General features: G+C 55.5%; 19 protein-coding genes. 10 read left to right on the forward strand and 9 right to left on the reverse strand.

Going from position 1 to position 21,041, the window contains the following annotated elements:
- Nucleotides 1-8: 8 nt before the first annotated feature.
- From metH to G6Q15_RS02105, 7 genes are all read left to right on the forward strand, one after another.
- Nucleotides 9-2,612, forward strand: coding sequence for a methionine synthase (gene metH / locus G6Q15_RS02075; RefSeq protein WP_164115172.1), 2,604 nt, complete (start codon nucleotides 9-11; stop codon nucleotides 2,610-2,612).
- Between the two features lie 207 nt (nucleotides 2,613-2,819).
- A complete protein-coding gene (locus G6Q15_RS02080; protein ID WP_164115174.1) occupies nucleotides 2,820-3,380 on the forward strand; it encodes a pyridoxamine 5'-phosphate oxidase family protein in 561 nt (186 codons plus the stop codon).
- Nucleotides 3,380-3,598 (forward strand): DUF2007 domain-containing protein, encoded by a 219-nt coding sequence (locus tag G6Q15_RS02085; RefSeq protein WP_164115176.1) that lies wholly within the window; start codon nucleotides 3,380-3,382, stop codon nucleotides 3,596-3,598. Before G6Q15_RS02080 ends, G6Q15_RS02085 begins: the two co-directional genes overlap by 1 nt.
- A complete protein-coding gene (locus G6Q15_RS02090; protein WP_164115178.1) occupies nucleotides 3,595-4,410 on the forward strand; it encodes a patatin-like phospholipase family protein in 816 nt (271 codons plus the stop codon). The genes G6Q15_RS02085 and G6Q15_RS02090 overlap by 4 nt, the downstream gene beginning before the upstream one ends.
- 184 nt (nucleotides 4,411-4,594) lie before the next feature.
- On the forward strand, nucleotides 4,595-4,933 hold the full coding sequence (locus G6Q15_RS02095; RefSeq protein ID WP_164115180.1) for a P-II family nitrogen regulator: 339 nt from the start codon (nucleotides 4,595-4,597) through the stop codon (nucleotides 4,931-4,933).
- 26 nt (nucleotides 4,934-4,959) lie between these two features.
- A complete protein-coding gene (locus tag G6Q15_RS02100) occupies nucleotides 4,960-6,291 on the forward strand; it encodes an ammonium transporter (protein ID WP_164115182.1) in 1,332 nt (443 codons plus the stop codon).
- 310 nt (nucleotides 6,292-6,601) lie between these two features.
- Nucleotides 6,602-8,941, forward strand: a complete 2,340-nt coding sequence (locus G6Q15_RS02105; RefSeq protein WP_205518073.1) for a TonB-dependent receptor — start codon at nucleotides 6,602-6,604, stop codon at nucleotides 8,939-8,941.
- A 155-nt stretch (nucleotides 8,942-9,096) separates the two neighbouring features.
- Here the strand turns inward: G6Q15_RS02105 and G6Q15_RS02110 are convergent, their stop codons facing one another.
- From G6Q15_RS02110 to G6Q15_RS02150, 9 genes are all read right to left on the reverse strand, one after another.
- Entirely contained in the window at nucleotides 9,097-10,692 is a 1,596-nt protein-coding gene (locus G6Q15_RS02110) for a GMC family oxidoreductase N-terminal domain-containing protein (protein ID WP_164115187.1), read from the reverse strand.
- A gap of 35 nt (nucleotides 10,693-10,727) precedes the next feature.
- Nucleotides 10,728-11,186, reverse strand: a complete 459-nt coding sequence (locus G6Q15_RS02115) for a GNAT family N-acetyltransferase (protein ID WP_164115189.1) — start codon at nucleotides 11,184-11,186, stop codon at nucleotides 10,728-10,730.
- Between the two features lie 5 nt (nucleotides 11,187-11,191).
- Nucleotides 11,192-12,130: a sterol desaturase family protein gene (locus G6Q15_RS02120; RefSeq protein ID WP_164115193.1), complete on the reverse strand. Its 939-nt coding sequence runs from the start codon at nucleotides 12,128-12,130 to the stop codon at nucleotides 11,192-11,194.
- Between the two features lie 10 nt (nucleotides 12,131-12,140).
- On the reverse strand, nucleotides 12,141-12,521 hold the full coding sequence (locus G6Q15_RS02125) for a hypothetical protein (protein WP_164115195.1): 381 nt from the start codon (nucleotides 12,519-12,521) through the stop codon (nucleotides 12,141-12,143).
- 6 nt (nucleotides 12,522-12,527) lie between these two features.
- The gene (locus G6Q15_RS02130) at nucleotides 12,528-12,959 is read right to left on the reverse strand and encodes a TIGR01244 family sulfur transferase (protein ID WP_164115812.1); all 432 of its coding nucleotides are present in this window, start codon (nucleotides 12,957-12,959) and stop codon (nucleotides 12,528-12,530) included.
- Between the two features lie 107 nt (nucleotides 12,960-13,066).
- On the reverse strand, nucleotides 13,067-13,480 hold the full coding sequence (locus G6Q15_RS02135; RefSeq protein ID WP_164115197.1) for a hypothetical protein: 414 nt from the start codon (nucleotides 13,478-13,480) through the stop codon (nucleotides 13,067-13,069).
- Complete coding sequence (recQ, locus tag G6Q15_RS02140) at nucleotides 13,477-15,246, reverse strand: DNA helicase RecQ (protein ID WP_164115199.1); 1,770 nt, start codon at nucleotides 15,244-15,246, stop codon at nucleotides 13,477-13,479. The genes G6Q15_RS02135 and recQ overlap by 4 nt, the downstream gene beginning before the upstream one ends.
- 95 nt (nucleotides 15,247-15,341) lie before the next feature.
- Nucleotides 15,342-17,150, reverse strand: a complete 1,809-nt coding sequence (locus G6Q15_RS02145) for an ABC transporter ATP-binding protein/permease (RefSeq protein WP_164115200.1) — start codon at nucleotides 17,148-17,150, stop codon at nucleotides 15,342-15,344.
- A gap of 53 nt (nucleotides 17,151-17,203) precedes the next feature.
- A complete protein-coding gene (locus tag G6Q15_RS02150; protein ID WP_240330704.1) occupies nucleotides 17,204-17,887 on the reverse strand; it encodes an HAD-IB family hydrolase in 684 nt (227 codons plus the stop codon).
- A gap of 159 nt (nucleotides 17,888-18,046) precedes the next feature.
- Between G6Q15_RS02150 and G6Q15_RS02155 the strand changes: the two genes are divergently transcribed.
- The 3 genes from G6Q15_RS02155 to G6Q15_RS02165 all read left to right on the forward strand — a co-directional run bounded on the left by G6Q15_RS02155 (nucleotide 18,047) and on the right by G6Q15_RS02165 (nucleotide 21,025).
- Nucleotides 18,047-19,159, forward strand: a complete 1,113-nt coding sequence (locus tag G6Q15_RS02155) for an MlaE family lipid ABC transporter permease subunit (protein WP_164115202.1) — start codon at nucleotides 18,047-18,049, stop codon at nucleotides 19,157-19,159.
- 13 nt (nucleotides 19,160-19,172) lie between these two features.
- A complete protein-coding gene (locus G6Q15_RS02160) occupies nucleotides 19,173-20,012 on the forward strand; it encodes an ABC transporter ATP-binding protein (RefSeq protein ID WP_164115204.1) in 840 nt (279 codons plus the stop codon).
- A 71-nt stretch (nucleotides 20,013-20,083) separates the two neighbouring features.
- Nucleotides 20,084-21,025 carry an MlaD family protein gene (locus G6Q15_RS02165; protein WP_164115206.1) on the forward strand — a complete coding sequence of 314 codons (942 nt, stop codon included), beginning with the start codon at nucleotides 20,084-20,086 and terminating at the stop codon, nucleotides 21,023-21,025.
- Nucleotides 21,026-21,041 lie beyond the last annotated feature (16 nt).

Here is a 21,041-nt window from a genome sequence, read left to right on the forward strand (position 1 = left end):
GATATAAAATGACCATCAACAGCACAGCCCAATTCGTCAATATTGGCGAGCGCACTAATGTTACCGGCAGCGCGCGGTTCAAAAAGCTCATCATGAATGATGATTATGAGGCCGCGATTGAAGTCGCACGCCAACAGGTCGAAAACGGTGCGCAGATTATCGACATAAATATGGACGAAGGCCTACTCGATGCCGAAGCGGCGATGACGCGCTTCCTGAAACTGATCGCGGCGGAACCCGACATTGCCCGTGTGCCGGTGATGATCGATTCATCCAAATGGTCAGTGATTGAGGCAGGGCTGAAATGCGTGAGCGGCAAACCTGTCGTGAACTCGATTTCCATGAAGGAAGGCGAGGAAGAGTTCCTGAAACATGCGCGGCTGTGCATGGCTTATGGTGCAGCGGTTGTTGTCATGGCGTTTGATGAAACTGGACAGGCGGATACGAAACAACGCAAGATCGAAATTTGCGAGCGCGCTTATAAACTGCTCACCGGCATCGGCTTCCTGCCTGAAGATATTATTTTCGATCCCAATGTTTTTGCCGTGGCCACAGGCATTGACGAGCATAATAATTATGGTGTTGATTTTATCGAAGCGGTGCGCGAGATAAAAAAACGCTGTCCGCATGTCCATTTTTCGGGTGGGCTGTCCAACCTCTCATTCAGTTTCCGTGGTAACGAGCCTGTGCGCCGTGCCATGCATTCGATATTCCTCTATCACGCCATACCCGCTGGGCTCGACATGGCGATCGTCAATGCGGGGCAGCTCGATATTTATGACGAGATTGACCCGGCCCTGCGTGACGCATGTGAGGATGTTATTCTCAACCGGCATTCGGACGCGACCGAGAAGCTGATTGAGTTGGCCGAGAGTTTCAGAGGCAAGAGCAAGGCGGATGCAAAAGCGGCTGCAGAATGGCGCGGTTGGGATGTGGTGAAGCGGCTCGAACATGCGCTGGTCAAGGGCATTGATGCGCATATTGTCGCCGATACCGAGGAAGCGCGCCAGCTCAAGGATCGTCCGATCGAAGTCATCGAAGGCCCGCTGATGGACGGTATGAATGTGGTGGGTGACCTGTTCGGGTCAGGCAAGATGTTCCTGCCACAGGTGGTCAAATCCGCGCGTGTCATGAAAAAGGCCGTTGCGCATCTGCTGCCCTTTATTGAGGAAGAAAAAGACGGGAACGCGAAAGGCAAGGGCCGGATCATCATGGCTACGGTCAAGGGCGATGTGCACGATATCGGCAAGAATATCGTTGGCGTGGTGCTACAGTGCAATGGCTATGAAGTTATCGACATGGGCGTGATGGTGCCGTGGCAGGACATATTGGCGCGGGCCCTGGATGAAGATGCAGATATTATCGGTCTGTCGGGGCTGATCACGCCATCACTTGATGAAATGGTGACGGTGGCCGAGGAAATGCAGCGGTCCGAAATGGATATGCCACTGTTGATTGGTGGTGCGACAACGTCAAAGGTTCACACCGCACTGCGGATTGCACCTGCCTATAAGGGTCCTGTAATCCATGTGCTTGACGCCAGCCGTGCCGTGGGTGTCGCCTCTACGCTGGTCAGCGATACGCTGAAGGACGACTATGTCGCCAAAATTGCCGATGAATATGAACAAGTCCGCATCAAGCGTGCGAATAAAGGTCAGAGCAAGCTGATTTCGATTGAAGAAGCCCGCGCCAACGCATTTGAGGCTGATATGTCGCTGAAAGCGCCTAAGCCGAAACAGCCCGGGCTGCATGTCTATGACGACTGGGACCTGGCAGACCTGCGCGAATATATCGACTGGACGCCCTTCTTCCGCAGCTGGGAACTTGCGGGCAATTTTCCGGCGATTCTGGATGACGAAGTGGTCGGCGAAAGCGCAACCAGCCTCTATAATGATGCGCAGGCCATACTTGATAAGATCATCGACGAAAAATGGCTCACCGCAAAAGGCGTGGCTGGGCTCTGGCCGTGTCGGCGGGATGGGGATGATGCGCTGATCGATACGGGTGGCGGCGAGATGCGCATGCCTTTCCTGCGACAGCAGATTGCCAAGCGGGAGGGCCGCGCCAATATGTGCCTGGCCGATTTTGTTGACGGGGCAGATGACTGGATCGGTGGCTTTGCCGTTACGGCAGGGCATGGCATCGAAGAACATCTGGAACGCTTCAAAGCCGACCATGATGATTATTCGGATATCTTGCTGAAAGCGCTGGCCGACCGGCTGGCTGAGGCTTTTGCCGAACGGATGCACCAGCATGTCCGTGCCGAACTATGGGGCTATGCCGCCGGAGAACAGCTTACCAATGAGGCGCTTATCAAGGAAAGATATCGCGGCATCCGTCCGGCACCTGGCTATCCGGCCTGTCCCGACCATAGCCAGAAACCTTTATTGTTCGATATGCTGGATGCGAGCGCCAATACCGGCATCACGCTCACCGAAAGCTTTGCAATGGTGCCCACGGCTGCCGTCAGCGGATTTTACTTCGGCCACCCGCAATCCGAATATTTCGGCGTAGCAAGGGTTGGCGAGGATCAGCTCACCGAATATGCGGATCGCCGCGGTGTTGACATGGGCACGGCGCGGCGCTGGCTGCGCCCGAATTTGGATGGGTGAGAGTGGCTTGGTTGGCTCACTCTTGTTCGCACAGCTGTTCCATCTCGCTCTCTTACCCTACCTCTCGATAAAGTATAATACTATCAATAAATTAGATGGAAGAGTGGGATAGAACAGGCTTGTCGCCGTGAGGCGATCAAACAGACAGAACAAGCAGGATTCCAATTCCCGCTTCCCCCTCCGATGAAATTCCCATATGCTGTGAGTATGGCCGAATTTTTCGATATGCTGGATGAGAAACACTGCGATTTTATTGCGCAGCAGCCAATGTTTTCTGTTGCAACCGCAGCCGAAGATGCGCGCATCAACCTTAGCCCCAAAGGTTATGATGCGTTTCGCGTGATTGCGCCGAACCGTGTGGCCTATCTTGATTTGGGCGGGTCAGGCAATGAAACCCATGCACATGCCATTGCCGATGGCCGGATCACTGTGATGTTCTGCAATTTTGCAAATCCCGCGCTGATATTGCGCATCTATGGCCGAGCCGTTCCCGTGCTCCCGGACGATGCGAAATGGGAGGAGCTGTCCGCGCATTTTGAACTCCTTCCAGGCACACGGCAGATTTTCGATATTGCCGTGGAAAGCATACAGACGAGCTGCGGCTATGGCGTTCCGCACATGAAGCTGAAAGGCGAGCGCAGCACATTGGTGAAATACCATGCAGGAACTGATGCGGATGCCTGGACCCAAAAGATGAAAGGCCGAACGAAGAGCATTGACGGCTTGCCGGTTACGCCGCCTACACGTTATTTTGGACCGGACAGTTAATGGCTCTTGTCGAACTCGCGCGTTATCCAAATAATATGGAGGCCCATATCGTGCAGGGCCGGCTTGAAGCGGCAGGGGTGCACGCCGTCTGCTTCGATGCGGGCATGAATATCGCCGAAAGTGTCGGCATCATGATTCCGGTACGCGTCATGGTGCTGAATGAAGATCTGGAAGAGGCGCGCGCCATACTCGCCGAAGAAGCGGAGCCGCTGCCATGAAGATTACGCTGGCATTAGGCGGCGGTGCGGGCCTCGGCTGGGCGCATATCGGCGTTATCAAGACGCTTGAGGCAGCCGGTATAGAAATCGCTGCCATGTCGGGAACATCCATCGGTGCGATTACGGCCAGCTGCGTGGCGGCGGGCAAGATGGATGAATTGGAGAAAATGGCGCTTTCCACCAACTTGCGCCAGATGATAAAATTCATTGACCCCACCATTAGCCGCGGTGCTTTTTTTGGCGGCAAAATTGTCGAGAATGAACTGACAAAGCATCTGGGCGATATGACATTTTCGGACCTTCCCATACCGGTCTCTGTCGTGGCGGCCGACCTTATTACCGGCGATACGGTGATACTGGATGAAGGCCCCCTTGTGTCAGCTGTTCGGGCGTCGATGTCGCTGCCCGGCATATTCAAGCCAGTCAAAATCGGTGATAAATTGCTGGTCGATGGCGGTGCGGCGATTCCGGTACCGGTAACGCCCGCCAAAAAACTTGCGCCCGGATTGCCATGTGTCGCGATCAGCCTCCAGAATGATTATCTCAATCGCGCCCGCGGAGTGGGGATCGAGAAAGCCGATGCACCTTTGCCGGGCAGTATCTCGGTCGTGAAGGCATCGGTAGGCCTATCGCTCGCCAACCTTGCGGCCTATTCCATCGCACTTGATCCGCCCGAAGTGCTGCTCAACCTGCCCGTGGGCCATATTGATATCCAGAATTTTACCCGCGCGGAGGAACTTATCGAGATCGGCAACCGGGAAACGGAAAGGGCTTTGCCTGAAATCCAGACGGCCATTGCTGCAGCGCAATAAAACCTGCCTTGTTTTTATGCAGGCATATAATTTTGCCTAAAAAATAGGCGATCCAGGAATCTTTTACTATAATTTTATTACTTAAAATTGCCAATTTCCATGCTTTTCTATGGATTGGCACGCCCTTTGCTTTGCTTTGTTTGCCAGAAACGTAATCCGCCGTGCGGAACGCAAAGGGAGCAAGATGAAATATATCATTGCCATAATTAAGCCATTCCGGCTCGATGATGTGCGCGATGCACTCACCGGCCTGGGTGTAGCCGGGATGACTATATCAGAGGTTAAGGGCTTTGGTCGGCAAAAGGGCCAGACAGAAACATATCGCGGCGCAGAATACGCCACCAACATGGTGCCGAAAGTGAAGATTGAAGTCGCAGCCAGTGACGAACTTGCACCACAAATAATCGAAACAGTGACATCCGCAGCGCATAGCGGTGCGATTGGTGACGGAAAAATCTTCGTGCTGGATCTGGGCGCGGCGACACGTATCCGCACGGGTGAAAGTGACGACACCGCGCTTTAGGCGCTGGGCAGAAGAAGGAAATGAATATGCGAAAGCAAATGGGAATTTTAGCCATGGTTGGGGCCGCCGCTTTTACCGCTACACCTGCATGGGCTCAGGAAGCTGCGGAAGCGACAGCGCCCGTTGTTGACAAGGGCGATACTGCCTGGATGATGGTGGCCACGGTGCTGGTAATGGCGATGATCGTGCCTGGGCTGGCGCTCTTTTATGGCGGTATGGTGCGCACCAAAAACATGCTGTCCGTACTCACACAGATACTCGCCGTGGCGTCGCTGGCGATGGTGATCTGGATCCTTTATGGCTACAGCATCACATTTGGCGGTACGGGCAATGCTTTTTACGACGGCTTTGACAAGGCTTTCCTGAACGGTGTCGACAAGGATTCGCTGGCCGATACGTTCAGTGACGGTTTCAAGATACCCGAATATGTTTTCATCGCATTCCAGATGACCTTTGCGGCCATTACCGTGTCACTGGTCGTTGGCGGGCTTGTCGAGCGAATGAAGTTTTCCGCACTGATGGTGTTTGCTGCGGTCTGGCTCACCATAGTCTATTTCCCGATCGCGCATATGGTCTGGGATGGCGAAGGCTATATCCTGAGCCAATGGGAAGCGTTTGACTTTGCAGGCGGTACGGTGGTGCACATTAACGCAGGTGTGTCTGCGTTGGTCGGCGCGCTGATGATCGGCAAGCGCGTGGGGTATCAGAAAGATGTGATGGCCCCGCACTCACTCACCATGACCTTGATCGGCACAGGCCTGCTATGGGTGGGCTGGTTCGGCTTTAACGCCGGCTCCGCACTCGAAGCAAATGGTGACGCTGCGCTTGCTATGATCAACACATTCGCGGCAACCGCGGGCGGCGTGCTGTTCTGGATGCTGACTGAACGGGCTTTGGGGCACAAGGGTTCATTGCTTGGCGCATGTTCTGGCGCAATTGCGGGGCTGGTTGCGATCACGCCTGCTGCGGGCAATTCGGGACCCGCAGGCGCGATCCTGCTGGGCGGCATCGCAGCTATTGTCTGCTGCTGGTTCGTGATGCGTCTGAAGCCGAAAATGGGCTTTGACGACAGTCTGGATGCTTTTGGTATTCACGCTCTGGGCGGTATAATCGGTTCGGTCGGCGTCGCGGTTGTCAATCTGGGCGTATTGGGCGGCCAGGGGGATGAAAGCTATATGCTGGGTGACCAGTTTATCAGGCAGGTCGTATCCGTCATCATCGCCATTGTGTGGGCTGCGGTGGGTTCCGCTATCGCCTTTAGCATCGCCAAGCTGGTCACAGGACTGCGCGTTACCGAGGAAATCGAGCGTGAGGGACTGGATCTCGGCGAGCATGGTGAGCGCGCCTATAACTATTGACAAGATTGGATGGCGGGCCATGAGCGCCCGCATTTCTCAACAGGTTCCTCCTGCGAACTGACACCTAAGGCCGGGGCGGTGACGCTCCGGCCATTTTTTGTTTTTCGTGCAAGATGAAGGCGTTGATAAATATGCAACACAATGAAAAAATGTAAAATAATGTAAGTAATTAACCTTGATTAACGCCCAAATGGCGCACTAGCATCGGAGCACAGTTATGTAATATCGGGAGGAAATCGTTATGTTACAGCTACAAAAACGTCACCTGTTTGTGAAATCACTGGCCTTTTCCGGCGTTTCAGCACTGGCGATGACAGCTATGGCCGCACCTGCATATGCGCAGGATACGGATGCAGAGGCGGCAAATGATGATGACAATGTCATTATCGTGACTGCTACAAAACGCGATTCCTCCATCAAGGATGTACCTTTTTCCATCAATGCGCAGACACAGGAAGATATCCAGCGCAGTGGTTCCACCAATCTGGAAGATATTTCCCGCAATGTTGCCGGTCTTTCGATCCAGAATCTTGGGCCCGGCCAGAGCCAGGTGTCGGTACGCGGCGTTTCGGCGGGCCAGATTGTACGTGATCAACCCGGCGTGAAAGAACAGGTTGGCGTCTATCTGGATGAATCGGTTATCTCGCTTTCGCTATTTACGCCCGATCTTGACCTGTTTGACCTGAACCGCGTTGAAACACTACGCGGTCCGCAGGGCACGTTGTTTGGTTCGGGCTCTGTTGGCGGCACTGTGCGTTACATTACCAACCAACCGCAACTGGGCATTGTGGAAGGGTCAGTAGAAGGCAATGTAAACCTGGTTGATGGTGATGATTTCGGCGGCTCGCTCAAAGGCGCAGTCAACTTACCTCTCGGCGATAGCACGGCAGTACGCCTGGTCGGTTATTATACCCGTTATGGCGGCTTTATTGATGCGCTGGGTGAAGGCGGTTCTGTCAAGGAAGATGTCAATGATGGAGAACGCTATGGCGGCCGTATTGCCATCGCGTTCCAGGCGGCACCCGATGTCACCATCACACCGCGTCTCGTGTACCAGAAAATCAAGACCGGTGGTTTCAACCGTCAGGAAATATTCAACCTGTATGGCAATCCGTTTACCACGACCCGGCCGACGGTAAACTTCGAAGAAAGGCAGCAATATCTGTTGCTGGATGAATCGTTTGAAGACGAAACCATTATCGGCGACCTGACCATAAATGCGTCATGGGACGGCCTCGCCGCGACATCGGTGACAAGTTATACGGATCGTGACATTCTGGTCAGCCGCGATGCCAGCGCGCTGACTGGTTCGGTGTCAGTTGACCTTGGCTATCCCGATGCTGGGGTGCTTTTACCATCGAACTTGCGTGACGTAACCAAGGTGCAGTCGCTCACACAGGAAATTCGCCTGGCCTCCGATTATATTTCCCCCTTTCAATGGGTAATAGGCGGGTTTTATGCGAACACGCAGCGCGATTATGCACAAACGCTGCCGACACCGGGCTATGATGCCTTTACAGATGCAACATTGGGTGCAGGAACAGCGGCGGCAACCAATGGTAGTTTTGGACCGGATTCTCCATTCAATTCGGTTCTTCCATATGACTTGAAACAGCTCGCGATATTTGGTGAAGGCACATATGACCTGACCGACGCATTCCATGTGACGGTCGGCGCACGCTATTATGACTATGTGGAGGAACGCCGGTTTACCACTGGCGGGCTATTTTCCAATGGTGATGACCAGCGTGACAAGACCCGTTCAAATGGTGTCACGCCGCGCGTGTTGCTCGCCTATGATGTCAGCGATGATGTTACGGTAAACGCGCAGGCATCAAAGGGCTTCCGCCTTGGCGGTGTGAATGACCCGCTTAACCTACCTCTTTGTTCCGCTGCCGATGCTTCCATTTTTGGCGGTTTCCAGGATTATGGCGATGAAACGCTCTGGAACTATGAGGCCGGCGTGAAAGTGCAGAGCGGTAATTTCAGCTTTAACGCTGCCGGTTTTTATACCGATATAAGCAATCTGCAGGTAACACTGGATGCTGGATCCTGTTCTTCACGGGTCGTGTTCAATGTTCCCGAAGCGCATACAGTCGGGCTTGAATTTGAAACGACGGTATCACCGGCGGAAGGCTTGGCCTTTGGCGTTTCCGGCAGTTATGTCGAGGCAGAATTTGATTCCACCGTAGTTGACGGAACCGGCGCAGTACTGGGCGGTATTCGCGAAGGCAATCGCCTGCCATCGGTCCCGAAATTCCAGATTTCGGGCAATGCCTCCTACAGTTTCCCTGTTGGTGAGGGTGCGGAAGCCTATTTTGCGGGTTCCGTGCAACATGTAGGCAGCCGCTTTACACAGCCCAGCGATCAGGAAAATAACCCGCGCAGTTTTGTTTCCGGCCTGCCATTTGGCGGGGCTCCCGGAACTGATGCGACAGTGGTGGACCTGAAACTGCCTGCCTATCAGATTGTCAACCTGAGTGCGGGCATTGATTTTGACAGTGGGCTGTCTGTGATCGCCTATGTCAACAACCTGCTTGACGAAAATGCTCTGCTGTCATTTGACCGCGAACGTGGTGGCCGCGCAAGGCTCGCGTTCCGTACCAACCAGCCGCGCACATTTGGCCTGACTGTCCGTCAGGATTTTTAAGAACGCTTGCATATGAACAAGGAAAAAGCCGGGGTGAAAACTCCGGCTTTTGTTTGCGCTTGCTTACATTTTGGCACCGGCTCGCTCTTCATGTAACCTCTTGGCAAGGTACAACGTCATAGAGAGGCTAGGCAAAGGGTGGGCACAGACATGCATCATGGTCTGAGATGCTCTTTCACGAAATCGGCACATCGTTCGCCGATCATGATGCTCGGCGCGTTGGTGTTTCCGCTGACGATCTTTGGCATGATGCTGGCATCGGCGACGTACAGTCCCTCCAAGCCGCGCACGCGTAGCTGCGGGTCGACTACACTCATATCATCGCCGCCCATGCGGCAGGTGCCGACGGGGTGATATACAGTATCGGCCCGGGCACGAATGATTGCATCCAGTGCGGTGTCATCGTGAAGGTCGACCGGGTGGCGGTCGCGGGCGTGATAATCCGAGAGGGGCGGTGTGTCGAAAATACGGTACATCTGCCGCACCCCCGCACGCATTACCGCCATATCGCGTTCGTCGTCCAGGAAATTGGGGTCGATGCGCGGTGGTGCGGCAGGATCAGGACTATTCAGGCCGACCGTGCCGCTGCTTTCCGGACGCAGCACGCAGACATGGCAGCTGAAACCATGTCCTTTCACTTTTTCGCGGCCATGGTCTTCAAGCATCGCAGGCACGAAATGATATTGTACATCAGGGGCAGGCAGTACCGGGTCTGTGCGCCAAAAACCACCTGCTTCGGCATAAGGTGTTGTAAAGATGCCAGTTTTTTTAAACCGGTGCTCCAGCATCGCTTTCGCCATGCGGGTCGTGCCGGCCAGTGAATCACCGATCAGGTCTTTGGAATCGGTTTCCAGGCTGGCTACATAATCCAGATGGTCCTGCAGATTCTGTCCAACCTCAGGCATGTCGTGGATGGCGGCAATGCCATGGTCCTGCAGATGCGCGGCGGGGCCAATGCCCGACAGCATCAATATCTGCGGGCTGTTAAATGCGCCTGCTGACAGGATGACTGCCCTGTTTGCGCGCAATTCTTCATGGCGACCAAAACTTTTCTTCAACCGCACGCCAACCGCGCGCCTGCCTTTGACCAGTATCTTTTCGACCAGCGCGCCGGTGCGAATATCAAGGTTGGTGCGCGCCTCATGATGCGGTTCGACATAGGCGCGCGCGGAGCTCCAGCGTTCACCGTCTTTTTGCGTTACCTGATACAGGCCAAAGCCGTCCTGGCTTTCGCCGTTAAAATCATCATTCAGCGGAAGCTGTAACTGGGCCGCAGCCTCGATAAAAGCATTGCTGCCGGGGTTGGGCCATTTCTGGTCACTGACATGCAGCGGGCCATTATCGCCGTGATAGTCATCACTGCCGCGCTCATTATTTTCCGCGCGTTTGAAATAGGGCAGCACGTCGTTATAGGACCAGCCGGGTGCGCCCATAGCGGCCCAGTTATCGTAATCCCATTTGCTGCCGCGGATATAAACCATCGCATTGATTGCGGAGGAGCCGCCCAGGCCGCGGCCGCGTGGTTGATATCCGACACGTCCGTTCAGTCCTTTTTGCGGGATGGTATCGAATTTATAGTTTGCGCTGTTCCGGATGAAAGGCATCATGCCCGGTGTCTTGATGATCCAGTTATCGTTGCGCCCGCCTGCTTCGAGCAGGCAGACTTTCAGCTTCGGGTCTKCGCTGAGCMGCCCGGCCACTGCGCTTCCGGCGGACCCGCCCCCTATAACGATGATATCATATTCTGCCATGCGCTATCCTCTCACCGCAAGGTTTAACCGAGTGATTAAACAAGCGCAATCCGCTGCGTGATAACGGGGCGACCGGCGCCGTCAATTTCATGTCCGACAATGGAAAAGCCGCTTTTCAGGTTGCGGATAATCATCGCGTTGTTGCTGGCCCGTGTGCGGGTTTCGATATGGGTGTAATCATGCGCTTGCGCCCATTGATGCTGCGCCAGCATCAGCTCACCGGCAATGCCCAGCCGCCGTGCGCCGGGTACGACACCGCCCAGCCATGAATAGAACAGCGTAGGGCTGCGTTGATAACCCAGTTTGAAACCGAGCGGTTCTTCTTCATTACCTGTTATCAGGTGCAACGCAGGGTAAACAAGACCGGGCAGCCTGTCTGTAAGGTAGGCCGGGTCAAAATCATCGAAAACCGCGCCGCATAAATCAGCCAGCATATCGGCCTTATCCTTAACGGCATCATCAGTGATGGTCACGACTTTGCGGGTATGCGCCATGCCTTCTATTCAGCCGGTTCGGCAAATTCAGCCCGGAGCCGTGCCTTGCTTTCCTGCATGGTTTTTGCGCGCCAGCGGTCCTTGATGATGTCGCTGGTGTCACGGCTGCCATCATGGCTCCACCCGGGCGGTTGAATAAGGTAGTTCCACTTGTTTTTCAGACCCGGCGCGTTCCAGACATCTTTTGCAATACCCACCCACTCATGGAATGCTGCCCAGAGCAGATTGAAGCTGCCCAGCTGTTTGACAATCCCGTACCGGATTTCTTCTTCATCGGTTTCCGGCACAAACGTTCCGAACATCCTGTCCCAGATGATGAAGACACCGGCATAATTGCTGTCAAGATAACGCGGATTGGTGGCATGATGCACGCGGTGATGGCTTGGCGTGTTCATCACCGCCTCAAACCAGCGCGGCATTTTGTCTATGGCTTCAGTGTGGATCCAGAACTGATAGACAAGATTGATGCCTGCGACAAAAGCAACCAGCAGGGGATGAAAGCCGAGCAGGAACAGAGGCAGGCTGATGATAAAACCGGGTGTCAGGATGTTGGTCCATGTCTGGCGCAGCGCGGTCGAGAGATTATAATGCTGGCTCGAATGGTGGATCACATGCGCGGCCCACATCCAGCGCATGCGGTGGCCCAGCCGGTGTTTGATATAATAGGCAAAATCGTCGACCACAAAGGCGAGTGGCCATGCCCACCAAACAAAGCTGAAATCGAAAATCCGATACTGGTACACCCACATCGCAATGGCAAACATAATACCGGCGGTGAGCGCGCCCGCAATGGTCGAACCCAGACCCAGCAGAAGTGAGGTCAGCGTATCCCGCGCTTCATAGCTGCGCCGGTTGCGCGCGCGGATGATGAATATCTCAAGGAGTATCAGGATAATAAATCCTGGCACTGCAAGTTCGGTAGGGCTGGGTAGATTCGGTTCCATAAGCGCTTGCTTACATCAATGTCAGCAACTTGTCAGCATCTTCTTCCGTGAGCATGAAAGAGACGCGTCCAAAACTGAGTTCGCCGCTGTCCACCATGTGGGCATTTCCGTCCTGGACAATTCTGAGTGGCCGCACGACCTTGCGCAGTGCGAACTGTGCCCCGTGGCGTTTGACAAGTGCGATGTCATCGTCTGCACCGTGCACGACTGCCGCGGCGCCATCGGTTGACAATATCGCCCAGCTGGCTTCGAAACCGGACAGGTTGTCTTCGGCCAATCGCATGGCGTGTGCGGAATCTCTCAGTGCCGCTTCCCCGAGCCGAAGATAATGGACAAGCGCCGCTACGGCAAAAATCGCGATCAAAGAACCTGCAAGTACGAGCCAGTCCATCGGGCGTCAGCTGCCGCCTGCTGCCAATGCGTCGAGCATCGGACGGACCGGGCTCAGGTCATAGCCTGCCTTGGCCGCATCGGCGGAAAGGCGGGCCGGATTTGCGCCCTGCTTTGCCTGAGACAGCGCCCATAACAGCGTTGAGCGTGTGCCGGAACGGCAATAGGCAAGCACCCTGCCTTCACTTTTTTCAAGCGCATCAATCATCGCATCCACCTGCGGCATTGAAAAACCGCTATGCGTGACCGGAATGGCGACATAGTCGATGCCCGCTGCTTTTGCCGCGGCTTCTATATCCGCACCCGGTGTCTGGTCCTCGGCTTCGCCATCGGGACGATTGTTGATGATCAGCGTAACGCCGTCTTCCTTGGCAGCGGCCACCTGATCCAGGGTGATTTGCGGAGACACGCGCATGGTGTCAGTGAGCGGTCTGAACATTGTCGTTTCCTTTTGCGTCTCGGCTGGTTGTTCTGTCTGTTCGGGCGCATTGCCCTGACATGCTGTCAGCGTTGCACATATCGCAATGGCCATAGCAAGGCTTTTCTTCATGGCACCGTCTCCGCTTCGCCCATAATCTCCCATACTTCGGATATGGCCGTCAGCAGTGGCGTGTTTCCGGCATAGCTGCGGCGTAATGCCGCATGTGCATCGGGCAACCCTGTACAGTTTTCATCTATCATTTTGCGCAGGAATGCGCCGCGTTCAGTATCATAGGGCTCTTCGCCGCTAAAATGCCCGCACGCCTGTGTTTTGGTGATGAACACGCGGATATCGTGTGGAATGCCGGGGTTGCGTGTGTCGTTGTAGAAATCTTTCCATGGCCCGGCCCTGGTTATGCCGCTGTCATTCCCGTCTGCGACAGGTGATGGCGCTATATCGGCCTTGTCCGCTGTCTGGCAGGCGGCAAGCAGCATCAGGCTGGTCAGCGCCGCATATCTGAATTTGCGAGAATGTTTCATGCCCCATGCTCCAGAATTACTTCCAGAAACGCTGTACCATAATTTTCGAGCTTGCGCGCGCCAATGCCGGGAAGTTCCGATAGTGCGCTGAGCGTCTGCGGCTTGAAGCCCGTCATATCGCGCAATACGCTGTCGTGGAAAACCACATAGGGCGGCACGCCTTGCTCTTGCGCCAGCTGCGTTCTGAGCGCGCGCAATGCATCGAACAGCGGATCGCCCACGGGATTGGGAGAGCTGCCGCGAGGACGCTTTTTGCTTTTGCGCTTTGGCGGCTCGATAATGGCCACCTCTGCCTCGCCTTTCAAAATGGCACGAGCCCCGGGGCCGAACATCAACCCGCCATGCTCGGTATTGCGCAGCGCATCGCGCATCAGCAGCGAGCGTGACACCGGTTTGATAAGCGGAGCGTCCTCTGCGCCAACAATATCATAGACAGATAGCTGGTCGTGGCGGCGGCTCAGGATTTTTTCATCCTGCCGCCCGGTCAGCACCGCTTCAAGATAATTGACGCCATAGCTTTCGCCCGTGCGGTAAACGGCGGAGAGGAACTTACGCGACAATTCGGTAACATCGCGTGTTTCGGGTGCGCTAAGGCAATTGTCGCAATTGCCGCACGTGGTGGGCGGATCTTCGCCAAAATGCCTGAGCAGGACAGCGCGCCGACATGTGGCCGTTTCCACCAGCGCGCCGAGTGTAGACAGGCGTGTGCGCTCGTTCTTCTGGCGCGTATCGTCCACTTCACTGAGCCGTTGCCTTGCGCGCGCGAAATCTTCCGCGCCCCAGAAAAGATGCGCTTCGGCAGGGTCGCCGTCACGGCCAGCACGGCCTGTTTCCTGGTAATAGGCCTCGATCGATTTGGGCAGGCCTGCGTGTGCGACAAAGCGCACATCGGGTTTGTCGATGCCCATGCCGAACGCGATAGTGGCCACCATCACCATATCTTCGGACGCGACAAAGTCGGCTTGATTCTGCGCACGGATTTCAGGGGCCAGCCCGGCATGATAAGCCCGGGCATTGCGGCCTGTTTTTGCGATCTGCGCCGCCATTTTTTCGGTGGCCGCGCGGGTGGGCGCATAGATGATTCCAGGGCCGGTATTGCTGGCTACCAGATCGCCAATCTGCCGCGTCAGCCCCTGCCGCGGGCTGATGGTATAACGGATATTGGGGCGGTCGAAACCGGCAATGACCAGGCCGTCTTCTTCTATGCCCAGCTGTTTCAATATATCGCCGCGTGTATGTGCGTTGGCCGTGGCCGTTAGCGCGAGGCGCGGAACATCCGCAAACTGGTCGAGCAGCGGGCGCAGCAGGCGGTAGTCCGGGCGAAAGTCATGCCCCCATTCGGATACGCAATGTGCTTCATCAATTGCGAACAGCGCTACTTTCGTGCTCGCCAGAAGGTTGCGGAAACTGTCCTGGGAAGCGCGCTCGGGCGCAGCGTAAAGCAGGTCGAGTTCACCTGCGCGCAGCCGCGCGATGGTTTCCTCGCGGTTACTGTCGGCGGATGTAAGCGTTGCGGCGTGAATGCCGACTGCTTCGGCGCTCCGTAGCTGGTCATGCATCAAAGCGATCAGCGGCGATATGACCACCACCGTTCCGTTGAGTGCGGTCGCGGGCAGCTGATAACATAGCGATTTGCCCGCACCGGTCGGCATGATGGTGAGTGTGTTTTTTCCCGTCATGACACGGCCCAGCACATCCGCTTGCCGCCCGCGAAAGCTGTCATAGCCGAAAGTGGATTTAAGAAGGGGAAGCAGGTCGGAAGTCACGCCCGGTTGGTAGCGGGGTGAAGCGGCAGGGTGAAGGGGGAATATGGGCTGTGCAAAAATAATCCCGTGCAAGCATTAGCAGGCGGTGACAGAAATCAGGCTTCCGCCGCTTCCTGCGCCTGTCTTTCCCACATTTCGGTATACAACCCGTTTTCGCCAAGCAGGTCGCGGTGGGTGCCGCGCTCGGCCACTGCGCCGTCTTTCAGCACCAGTATCTCATCGGCATGGGTAATGGTGGATAGCCTGTGCGCGATAGTGATGGTGGTGCGACCCTCTGCGACGCCGCGCAGAGTGGTCAGGATTTCGGCTTCGGTGCGACTGTCAAGCGCGGAAGTTGCCTCGTCCAGTATCAATATGGGCGGATCTTTCACTAATGTCCGCGCGATCGCCACGCGTTGTTTTTCACCACCCGAAAGCTTGAGCCCGCGCTCACCCACCTGTGTATCATATCCTTGTGGCAGTGCCTGTATGAAGCCTGCTATCGCCGCGCCCTGTGCGCCGCGTTCAATGTCTGATGACCCTGCACCGGCGCGGCCATAGGCGATATTATAGCCGATAGAGTCATTGAACAGCACTGTATCCTGCGGCACGATGCCAATGGCGGAGCGCAGGCTTTGCTGCGTGACATGGCCAATATCCTGCCCGTCAATTTCGATGCGTCCCTGCTGCGGGTCATAAAAGCGGTAGAGCAATCGCGCGATCGTCGATTTGCCTGCGCCCGATGGCCCGACAATAGCCAGCGTTTTGCCTGCGGGTACTTCGAAACTCAGGCCGTTGAGAATCTGGCGTTCATCATTATAGCCAAAATGCACATCGGTGAAGCGGATGGCAGGGCTGTCTATGCTGAGCGGCTTTGCATCCGGTGCATCGACCACTTCGGAATCGGTATCGATCAGGTCAAACATCGCCTGCATGTCGACCACGCCCTGCCGGATCATCCGGTACACCATGCCGAGCAGGTCAAGCGGCCGGAACAACTGCATCAGCAATGTGTTGATAAGCACCAGGTCACCCACGGTGAAGCGTCCCTCTGACCAGCCCCAGACCGAATAGGCCATGGCGGCGAACATCATGAGATTGGTGATGAGTGACTGACCTATATTGAGGAGGGCGAGCGAATTTTCTGACTTTATGGCGGCCTGTGCATATTCGCGTGCGGCTGTGTCATAGCGCTGTGCTTCACGGTCTTCCGCACCAAAATATTTGACGGTTTCATAGTTGAGCAACGAGTCGACCGCGCGGCCCAATGCCTGCCCGTCCATACTATTCATTTCGGCGCGCAGTGCATTGCGCCAGTCGGTCACGCGCTGGGTAAATATGATATAGGCCGCCACCATCACCAAAGTGGCCACCACCAGTCCGGCGCCAAATTTCACGCCGAAAATTACGAGTACGGCGGTCAGTTCGATCGCGGTGGGGGCAATGTTGAAAAGCAGGAAATAGAGCATGGTATCGATGCTTTTCGTGCCGCGTTCGATAATCTTGGTAATCTCACCCGTACGCCGTGACAGGTGGAAACGCAGCGACAAGCGGTGGAGGCGGCGGAACACATGCGATGCAAGGTTCTGTGTTGCGGTTTGGCCCACTTTTTCAAAGGCGATATTGCGAATATTGTCCGACAGTACGGCGGCAAACCGTGCGCCTGCATAGGCGGCAACAAAGGCAAAAAGCAACGCTAGCGCTGCCTGCGCTCCCTCAGTCATATTGTCGACCACGGCCTTATAGGCGAATGGCATTGTGAGGATAATCGCCTTGCTCACCAGCACCAACGCCAGCGCGATGATGATGCGGATACGCAGCGCCGCCGCGTCCTTTGGCCATAAATAGGGCAGGAAGCGCCTCAGCGTTGGCCAGATATTATCGGGCAGCTTTGTGTCTTTGGGGCTGTTTTCCTGAGGCGGCATTTGCCTTTAATGGGGTTTTCATATGCAGCTGCCAAGTGCGCCCATAATATTATTCAGTTCCAGTCATGGATGGGCCAGCCGCGTGAGACGGCTTCGCGTCGCAGCGCCGCCGAAGGATTGGTGGCAACCGGATGGTCGGCAAATTCGAGCATCGGCATATCGGAAATATGGTCGCTATAGGCGCGAATATCGCAATTTTCACGCACCAGCTCCTCGCGATCCATCCACGCCCTTATTTTGCGCAGTTTGGCTTCATCATAGCAGTTTTCGTTTATGATACGCGCCACGACCTGTGTACCATCCTGTTCAAGTTCGGTGGCGATCACATCATCAAAGCCAAGCCGGGCGGCAATGGCATCTACATAAAGATGATAGCTGGCCGTCGCCAACACCAGCCGATATCCATTCTCCCGGTCAGTTTCGATCTGTGCTATCGCTTCGGCATAGCTGTTATCTGCAATGGTACGCGCAGAGTATTCATCAATCTGCTGCTCGACATCACGCCTGTCGAACCGCCCGCCGATCAGCAGCGTGAGATTAAGCTCTTTCAGCTTCGCGCGTGAAATGATCTTGAGCGCGTAGAGGCTCATCCACAACAGGGCGAGCGGTGCAAGCACAAGCCGCCAGGGTGCTTTACGCAACGCGGCAAACATCAAAAATGGTGTGTAGGTGCCTGACCGCGTGATGGTTCGGTCCATATCGTAAATTGCGATTTTCTGCATAAAGCCTTTTTGCATTGCGGTGCAGGCCTGACAATCTGTTTCTGATCGTCATGCGATATGCGCGGCTTTTATATTGAAAGCGCATTGCACAAGGTTTGTGGCCAGGGGTCGGTGGTGAAGGGCCGGTGGTGAAGGGGTTGTGGTTATGCGCGTTTTACCGCAAAGGTATATGCCATGGGTAGAGCAGCCGATTTTACTATTGATACGCTGGATGACGGCACCCAGCGCGTGCTGTTTTCAGGCGATCTGGATATCGCGGATATTGGCGGCCTTTCCCAGCAATTGGATGCAATTGAGGGGCCCGTAACCGAAGTTGATATTTCCGGTGTGGAGAAAATGGACACGGTCGGTGCCTGGCTTTGCTACCGGCTTGCCCGCGACCATGGCGCAACCATTGCCGGCGAAGACAATGACCAGGGCCGCCTGATCGAAGCAGTGGGCAACGCCGATAATGGCGGGACAATTCGTGAAAAACGGCCAATCCCCCCGATTTACGCCATGAAAAAAACCGGCGAGGCCGTGCTTTTGGCACTGACGACCTTTGTCGGGATGATCAGCTTTTTCGGTGGGCTTGTGCGTTCGTTTTTCGCTGTATTGTTGCACCCAGGCCGCTTCCGGTTCAAGGCGCTGGTGCGGCAGTTTGAGCTGGTGGGCGTTAGCGCACTGGGCATTATCGGGCTGATGAGCTTCCTGATCGGCATCGTGATCGCGCAACAGGGCGCGGTGCAACTCAGGCAGTTTGGCGCGGAAGTCTATACCATCAATCTGGTGGGCCGCCTGACCCTGCGCGAACTGGGCGTGTTGATGACCGCGATCATGGTGGCGGGTCGTTCGGGATCGGCGTTTGCGGCGCAGCTTGGCACGATGAAGCTGACCGAGGAAGTCGATGCGATGCGCACTATTGGCGTCTCACCGATGGAAGCGCTGGTGCTGCCACGCTTTCTGGCAAGCGTACTCATGATGCCGCTTCTGGGGTTTTATGCGTGTATAATGGCAATGATTGGCGGCGGACTCTTAAGCTGGATTTCGCTGGATATTCCGCCTGCGACGTTTGTGCAGCGTATCCGTGAAGTCGTTCCACTCTATGATGTTTGGGTCGGCCTTATAAAGGCACCCGTATTTGGCGCGATCATCGCGCTCTCGGGTTGTTTTCAGGGGATGCAGGTTAAGGGCAATGCCGAGGAAGTCGGCCTTAGGACCACGGCAGCGGTGGTGCAGGCGATCTTCATGGTGATCGTGCTTGATGCGTTTTTTGCGGTATTCTTTACCTGGGTCGGCTGGGCATAGGGGTGATCTGGGCATGAGCGAAGAGCAAGATGAACTACAGGAAGCCAAGGAGCTGGTTGAGCAGGCCGATTATGCCGTGCGGATATCGGGTCTTCGCAATGCGTTTGGCGACCAGGTGATTCATGACGATCTGTCACTGGATGTGCACAAAGGGGAAATCCTGGGTGTAGTCGGCGGATCCGGTACGGGCAAATCGGTCATGATGCGCTCGATTATCGGCCTGCAAAAACCGCAGGCGGGCACGATTGAAGTTTTTGGCACGCATGTGCTGGACGAAGAAGTATCCGATGGTAGCGTGCGTTCTCGCTGGGGCATATTGTTTCAGGGCGGAGCGCTGTTTTCGACGCTTACCGTCGCTGAAAATGTGCAGGTTCCGCTCAAGGAATTCTATCCCGACATGGATGCCAAGCTGCTTGATGAGATTGCGCTTTACAAAATCGCTTTGAGCGGCCTTCCGCCCGAGGCTGCGGCCAAATACCCCTCTGAACTGTCGGGAGGCATGCGTAAGCGTGCCGGGCTGGCGCGCGCGCTGGCGCTCGACCCCGACCTGTTATTCCTTGATGAGCCTACAGCAGGCCTGGACCCGATTGGCGCGGCGGCATTTGATGAACTTACAAAAAAACTACAACAAACACTTGGCCTTACGGTATTCCTGATCACTCATGACCTCGACACACTTTACGAGATTTGTGACCGTGTTGCAGTGCTCGCCGACCGGCAGGTGATTGCAGTGGGGACGATTGACGAGCTGCTGGCAACGGATCATCCGTGGATACAGCAGTATTTCAATGGCCCGCGCGGGCGCGCTGCCATCGCATCGCAAAAGCGCAAGGAGGCGCGTGAAAATGCCTGATTTCACTTGTAATGTTGGGCCTTGCCGCAAGGCCATGGACAGATGTGGTTTGAAAGGGGCATAACGGCTTTATGGAAACGCGTGCAAATCACATATGGGTAGGCGCAGTGACGCTGGCATTGCTGGCCGCGCTGGCGCTGTTCATTGTCTGGATCGTCCAGTTTGGCAATTCGAGCCAGAAAGAATATGATATATTTTTCAAACAATCGGTGAGCGGCCTCGCCAAAGGGTCGGGCGTTTCCTATTCGGGGGTGCCGGCCGGGCAGGTGGAGGAAATCGCGCTATGGCAGAAAGACCCGCAGTTTGTCCGTGTACGCATTGTGGTGGATGAAAGTATTCCGGTTCTGCAGGGGACAACCGCCACCATCCAGAATGTCAGCTTTACCGCGCCGCCTGTCATACAGCTGGAGGGTGCGATACAGGGCGCACCCGAAATTGTCGAACTGGGTCCGGAAGGTGTGCCGGTCATTCCCACCAAGCCAGGCGCACTGGGTGAATTGCTGAACAGCGCACCGGTATTGATTGAACGGTTGGCGACGCTCACTGAGCAGCTGACAAAAGTGCTTAATGATGACAATCAGGAAACAATCAGCGGGATGCTTAAGAATACCGAGCGATTGACCGGAAATCTCGCGAACCAGGCACCCGAAATCAGCCGCACCATGCAGCAGTTGCAGTTGACGCTTAAGAATGCAGACCAGACCTTGGCCGAATTCAGCAAGTTGTCCGGTTCGGCGCAAAACCTGCTGGACAATGAAGGCAGGCCATTGGCGGCGGATCTGCGCAAAACTTTGGACGCAGCTCAGAAAAGCGCAGCAGAGCTTAGCCAGACACTCGCCGAAACACGGCCCGTGATGCAGCAGGTGCGCACCACGACCTTGCCTGAAGCTGAAGCGCTGATGCGTGAGCTTCAGGAAATGAGCAATTCGCTGACCGCCATTACAGAGCGGCTGGACCAGGAGGGGGCGGGGTCGCTGCTCGCGTCACCCAAATTGCCGGATTATGAACCATGAGCCATTCAGGTGGAAA

The sequence above is a fragment of the Sphingorhabdus sp. Alg239-R122 genome (assembly GCF_900537065.1).
Classification (GTDB): domain Bacteria; phylum Pseudomonadota; class Alphaproteobacteria; order Sphingomonadales; family Sphingomonadaceae; genus Alg239-R122.

Bases quoted from the DNA above. Each gene is read 5' to 3' on its own strand.
- metH (WP_164115172.1), top strand. From the start codon at position 9: ATGACCATCAACAGCACAGCCCAATTCGTCAATATTGGCGAGCGCACT.
- G6Q15_RS02080 (WP_164115174.1), top strand. From the start codon at position 2,820: ATGGCCGAATTTTTCGATATGCTGGATGAGAAACACTGCGATTTTATT.
- G6Q15_RS02085 (WP_164115176.1), top strand. From the start codon at position 3,380: ATGGCTCTTGTCGAACTCGCGCGTTATCCAAATAATATGGAGGCCCAT.
- G6Q15_RS02090 (WP_164115178.1), top strand. From the start codon at position 3,595: ATGAAGATTACGCTGGCATTAGGCGGCGGTGCGGGCCTCGGCTGGGCG.
- G6Q15_RS02095 (WP_164115180.1), top strand. From the start codon at position 4,595: ATGAAATATATCATTGCCATAATTAAGCCATTCCGGCTCGATGATGTG.
- G6Q15_RS02100 (WP_164115182.1), top strand. From the start codon at position 4,960: ATGCGAAAGCAAATGGGAATTTTAGCCATGGTTGGGGCCGCCGCTTTT.
- G6Q15_RS02105 (WP_205518073.1), top strand. From the start codon at position 6,602: ATGACAGCTATGGCCGCACCTGCATATGCGCAGGATACGGATGCAGAG.
- G6Q15_RS02115 (WP_164115189.1), bottom strand. From the start codon at position 11,186: ATGGCGCATACCCGCAAAGTCGTGACCATCACTGATGATGCCGTTAAG.
- G6Q15_RS02120 (WP_164115193.1), bottom strand. From the start codon at position 12,130: ATGGAACCGAATCTACCCAGCCCTACCGAACTTGCAGTGCCAGGATTT.
- G6Q15_RS02125 (WP_164115195.1), bottom strand. From the start codon at position 12,521: ATGGACTGGCTCGTACTTGCAGGTTCTTTGATCGCGATTTTTGCCGTA.
- G6Q15_RS02130 (WP_164115812.1), bottom strand. From the start codon at position 12,959: ATGTTCAGACCGCTCACTGACACCATGCGCGTGTCTCCGCAAATCACC.
- G6Q15_RS02135 (WP_164115197.1), bottom strand. From the start codon at position 13,480: ATGAAACATTCTCGCAAATTCAGATATGCGGCGCTGACCAGCCTGATG.
- G6Q15_RS02145 (WP_164115200.1), bottom strand. From the start codon at position 17,150: ATGCCGCCTCAGGAAAACAGCCCCAAAGACACAAAGCTGCCCGATAAT.
- G6Q15_RS02150 (WP_240330704.1), bottom strand. From the start codon at position 17,887: ATGCAAAAAGGCTTTATGCAGAAAATCGCAATTTACGATATGGACCGA.
- G6Q15_RS02155 (WP_164115202.1), top strand. From the start codon at position 18,047: ATGGGTAGAGCAGCCGATTTTACTATTGATACGCTGGATGACGGCACC.
- G6Q15_RS02160 (WP_164115204.1), top strand. From the start codon at position 19,173: ATGAGCGAAGAGCAAGATGAACTACAGGAAGCCAAGGAGCTGGTTGAG.
- G6Q15_RS02165 (WP_164115206.1), top strand. From the start codon at position 20,084: ATGGAAACGCGTGCAAATCACATATGGGTAGGCGCAGTGACGCTGGCA.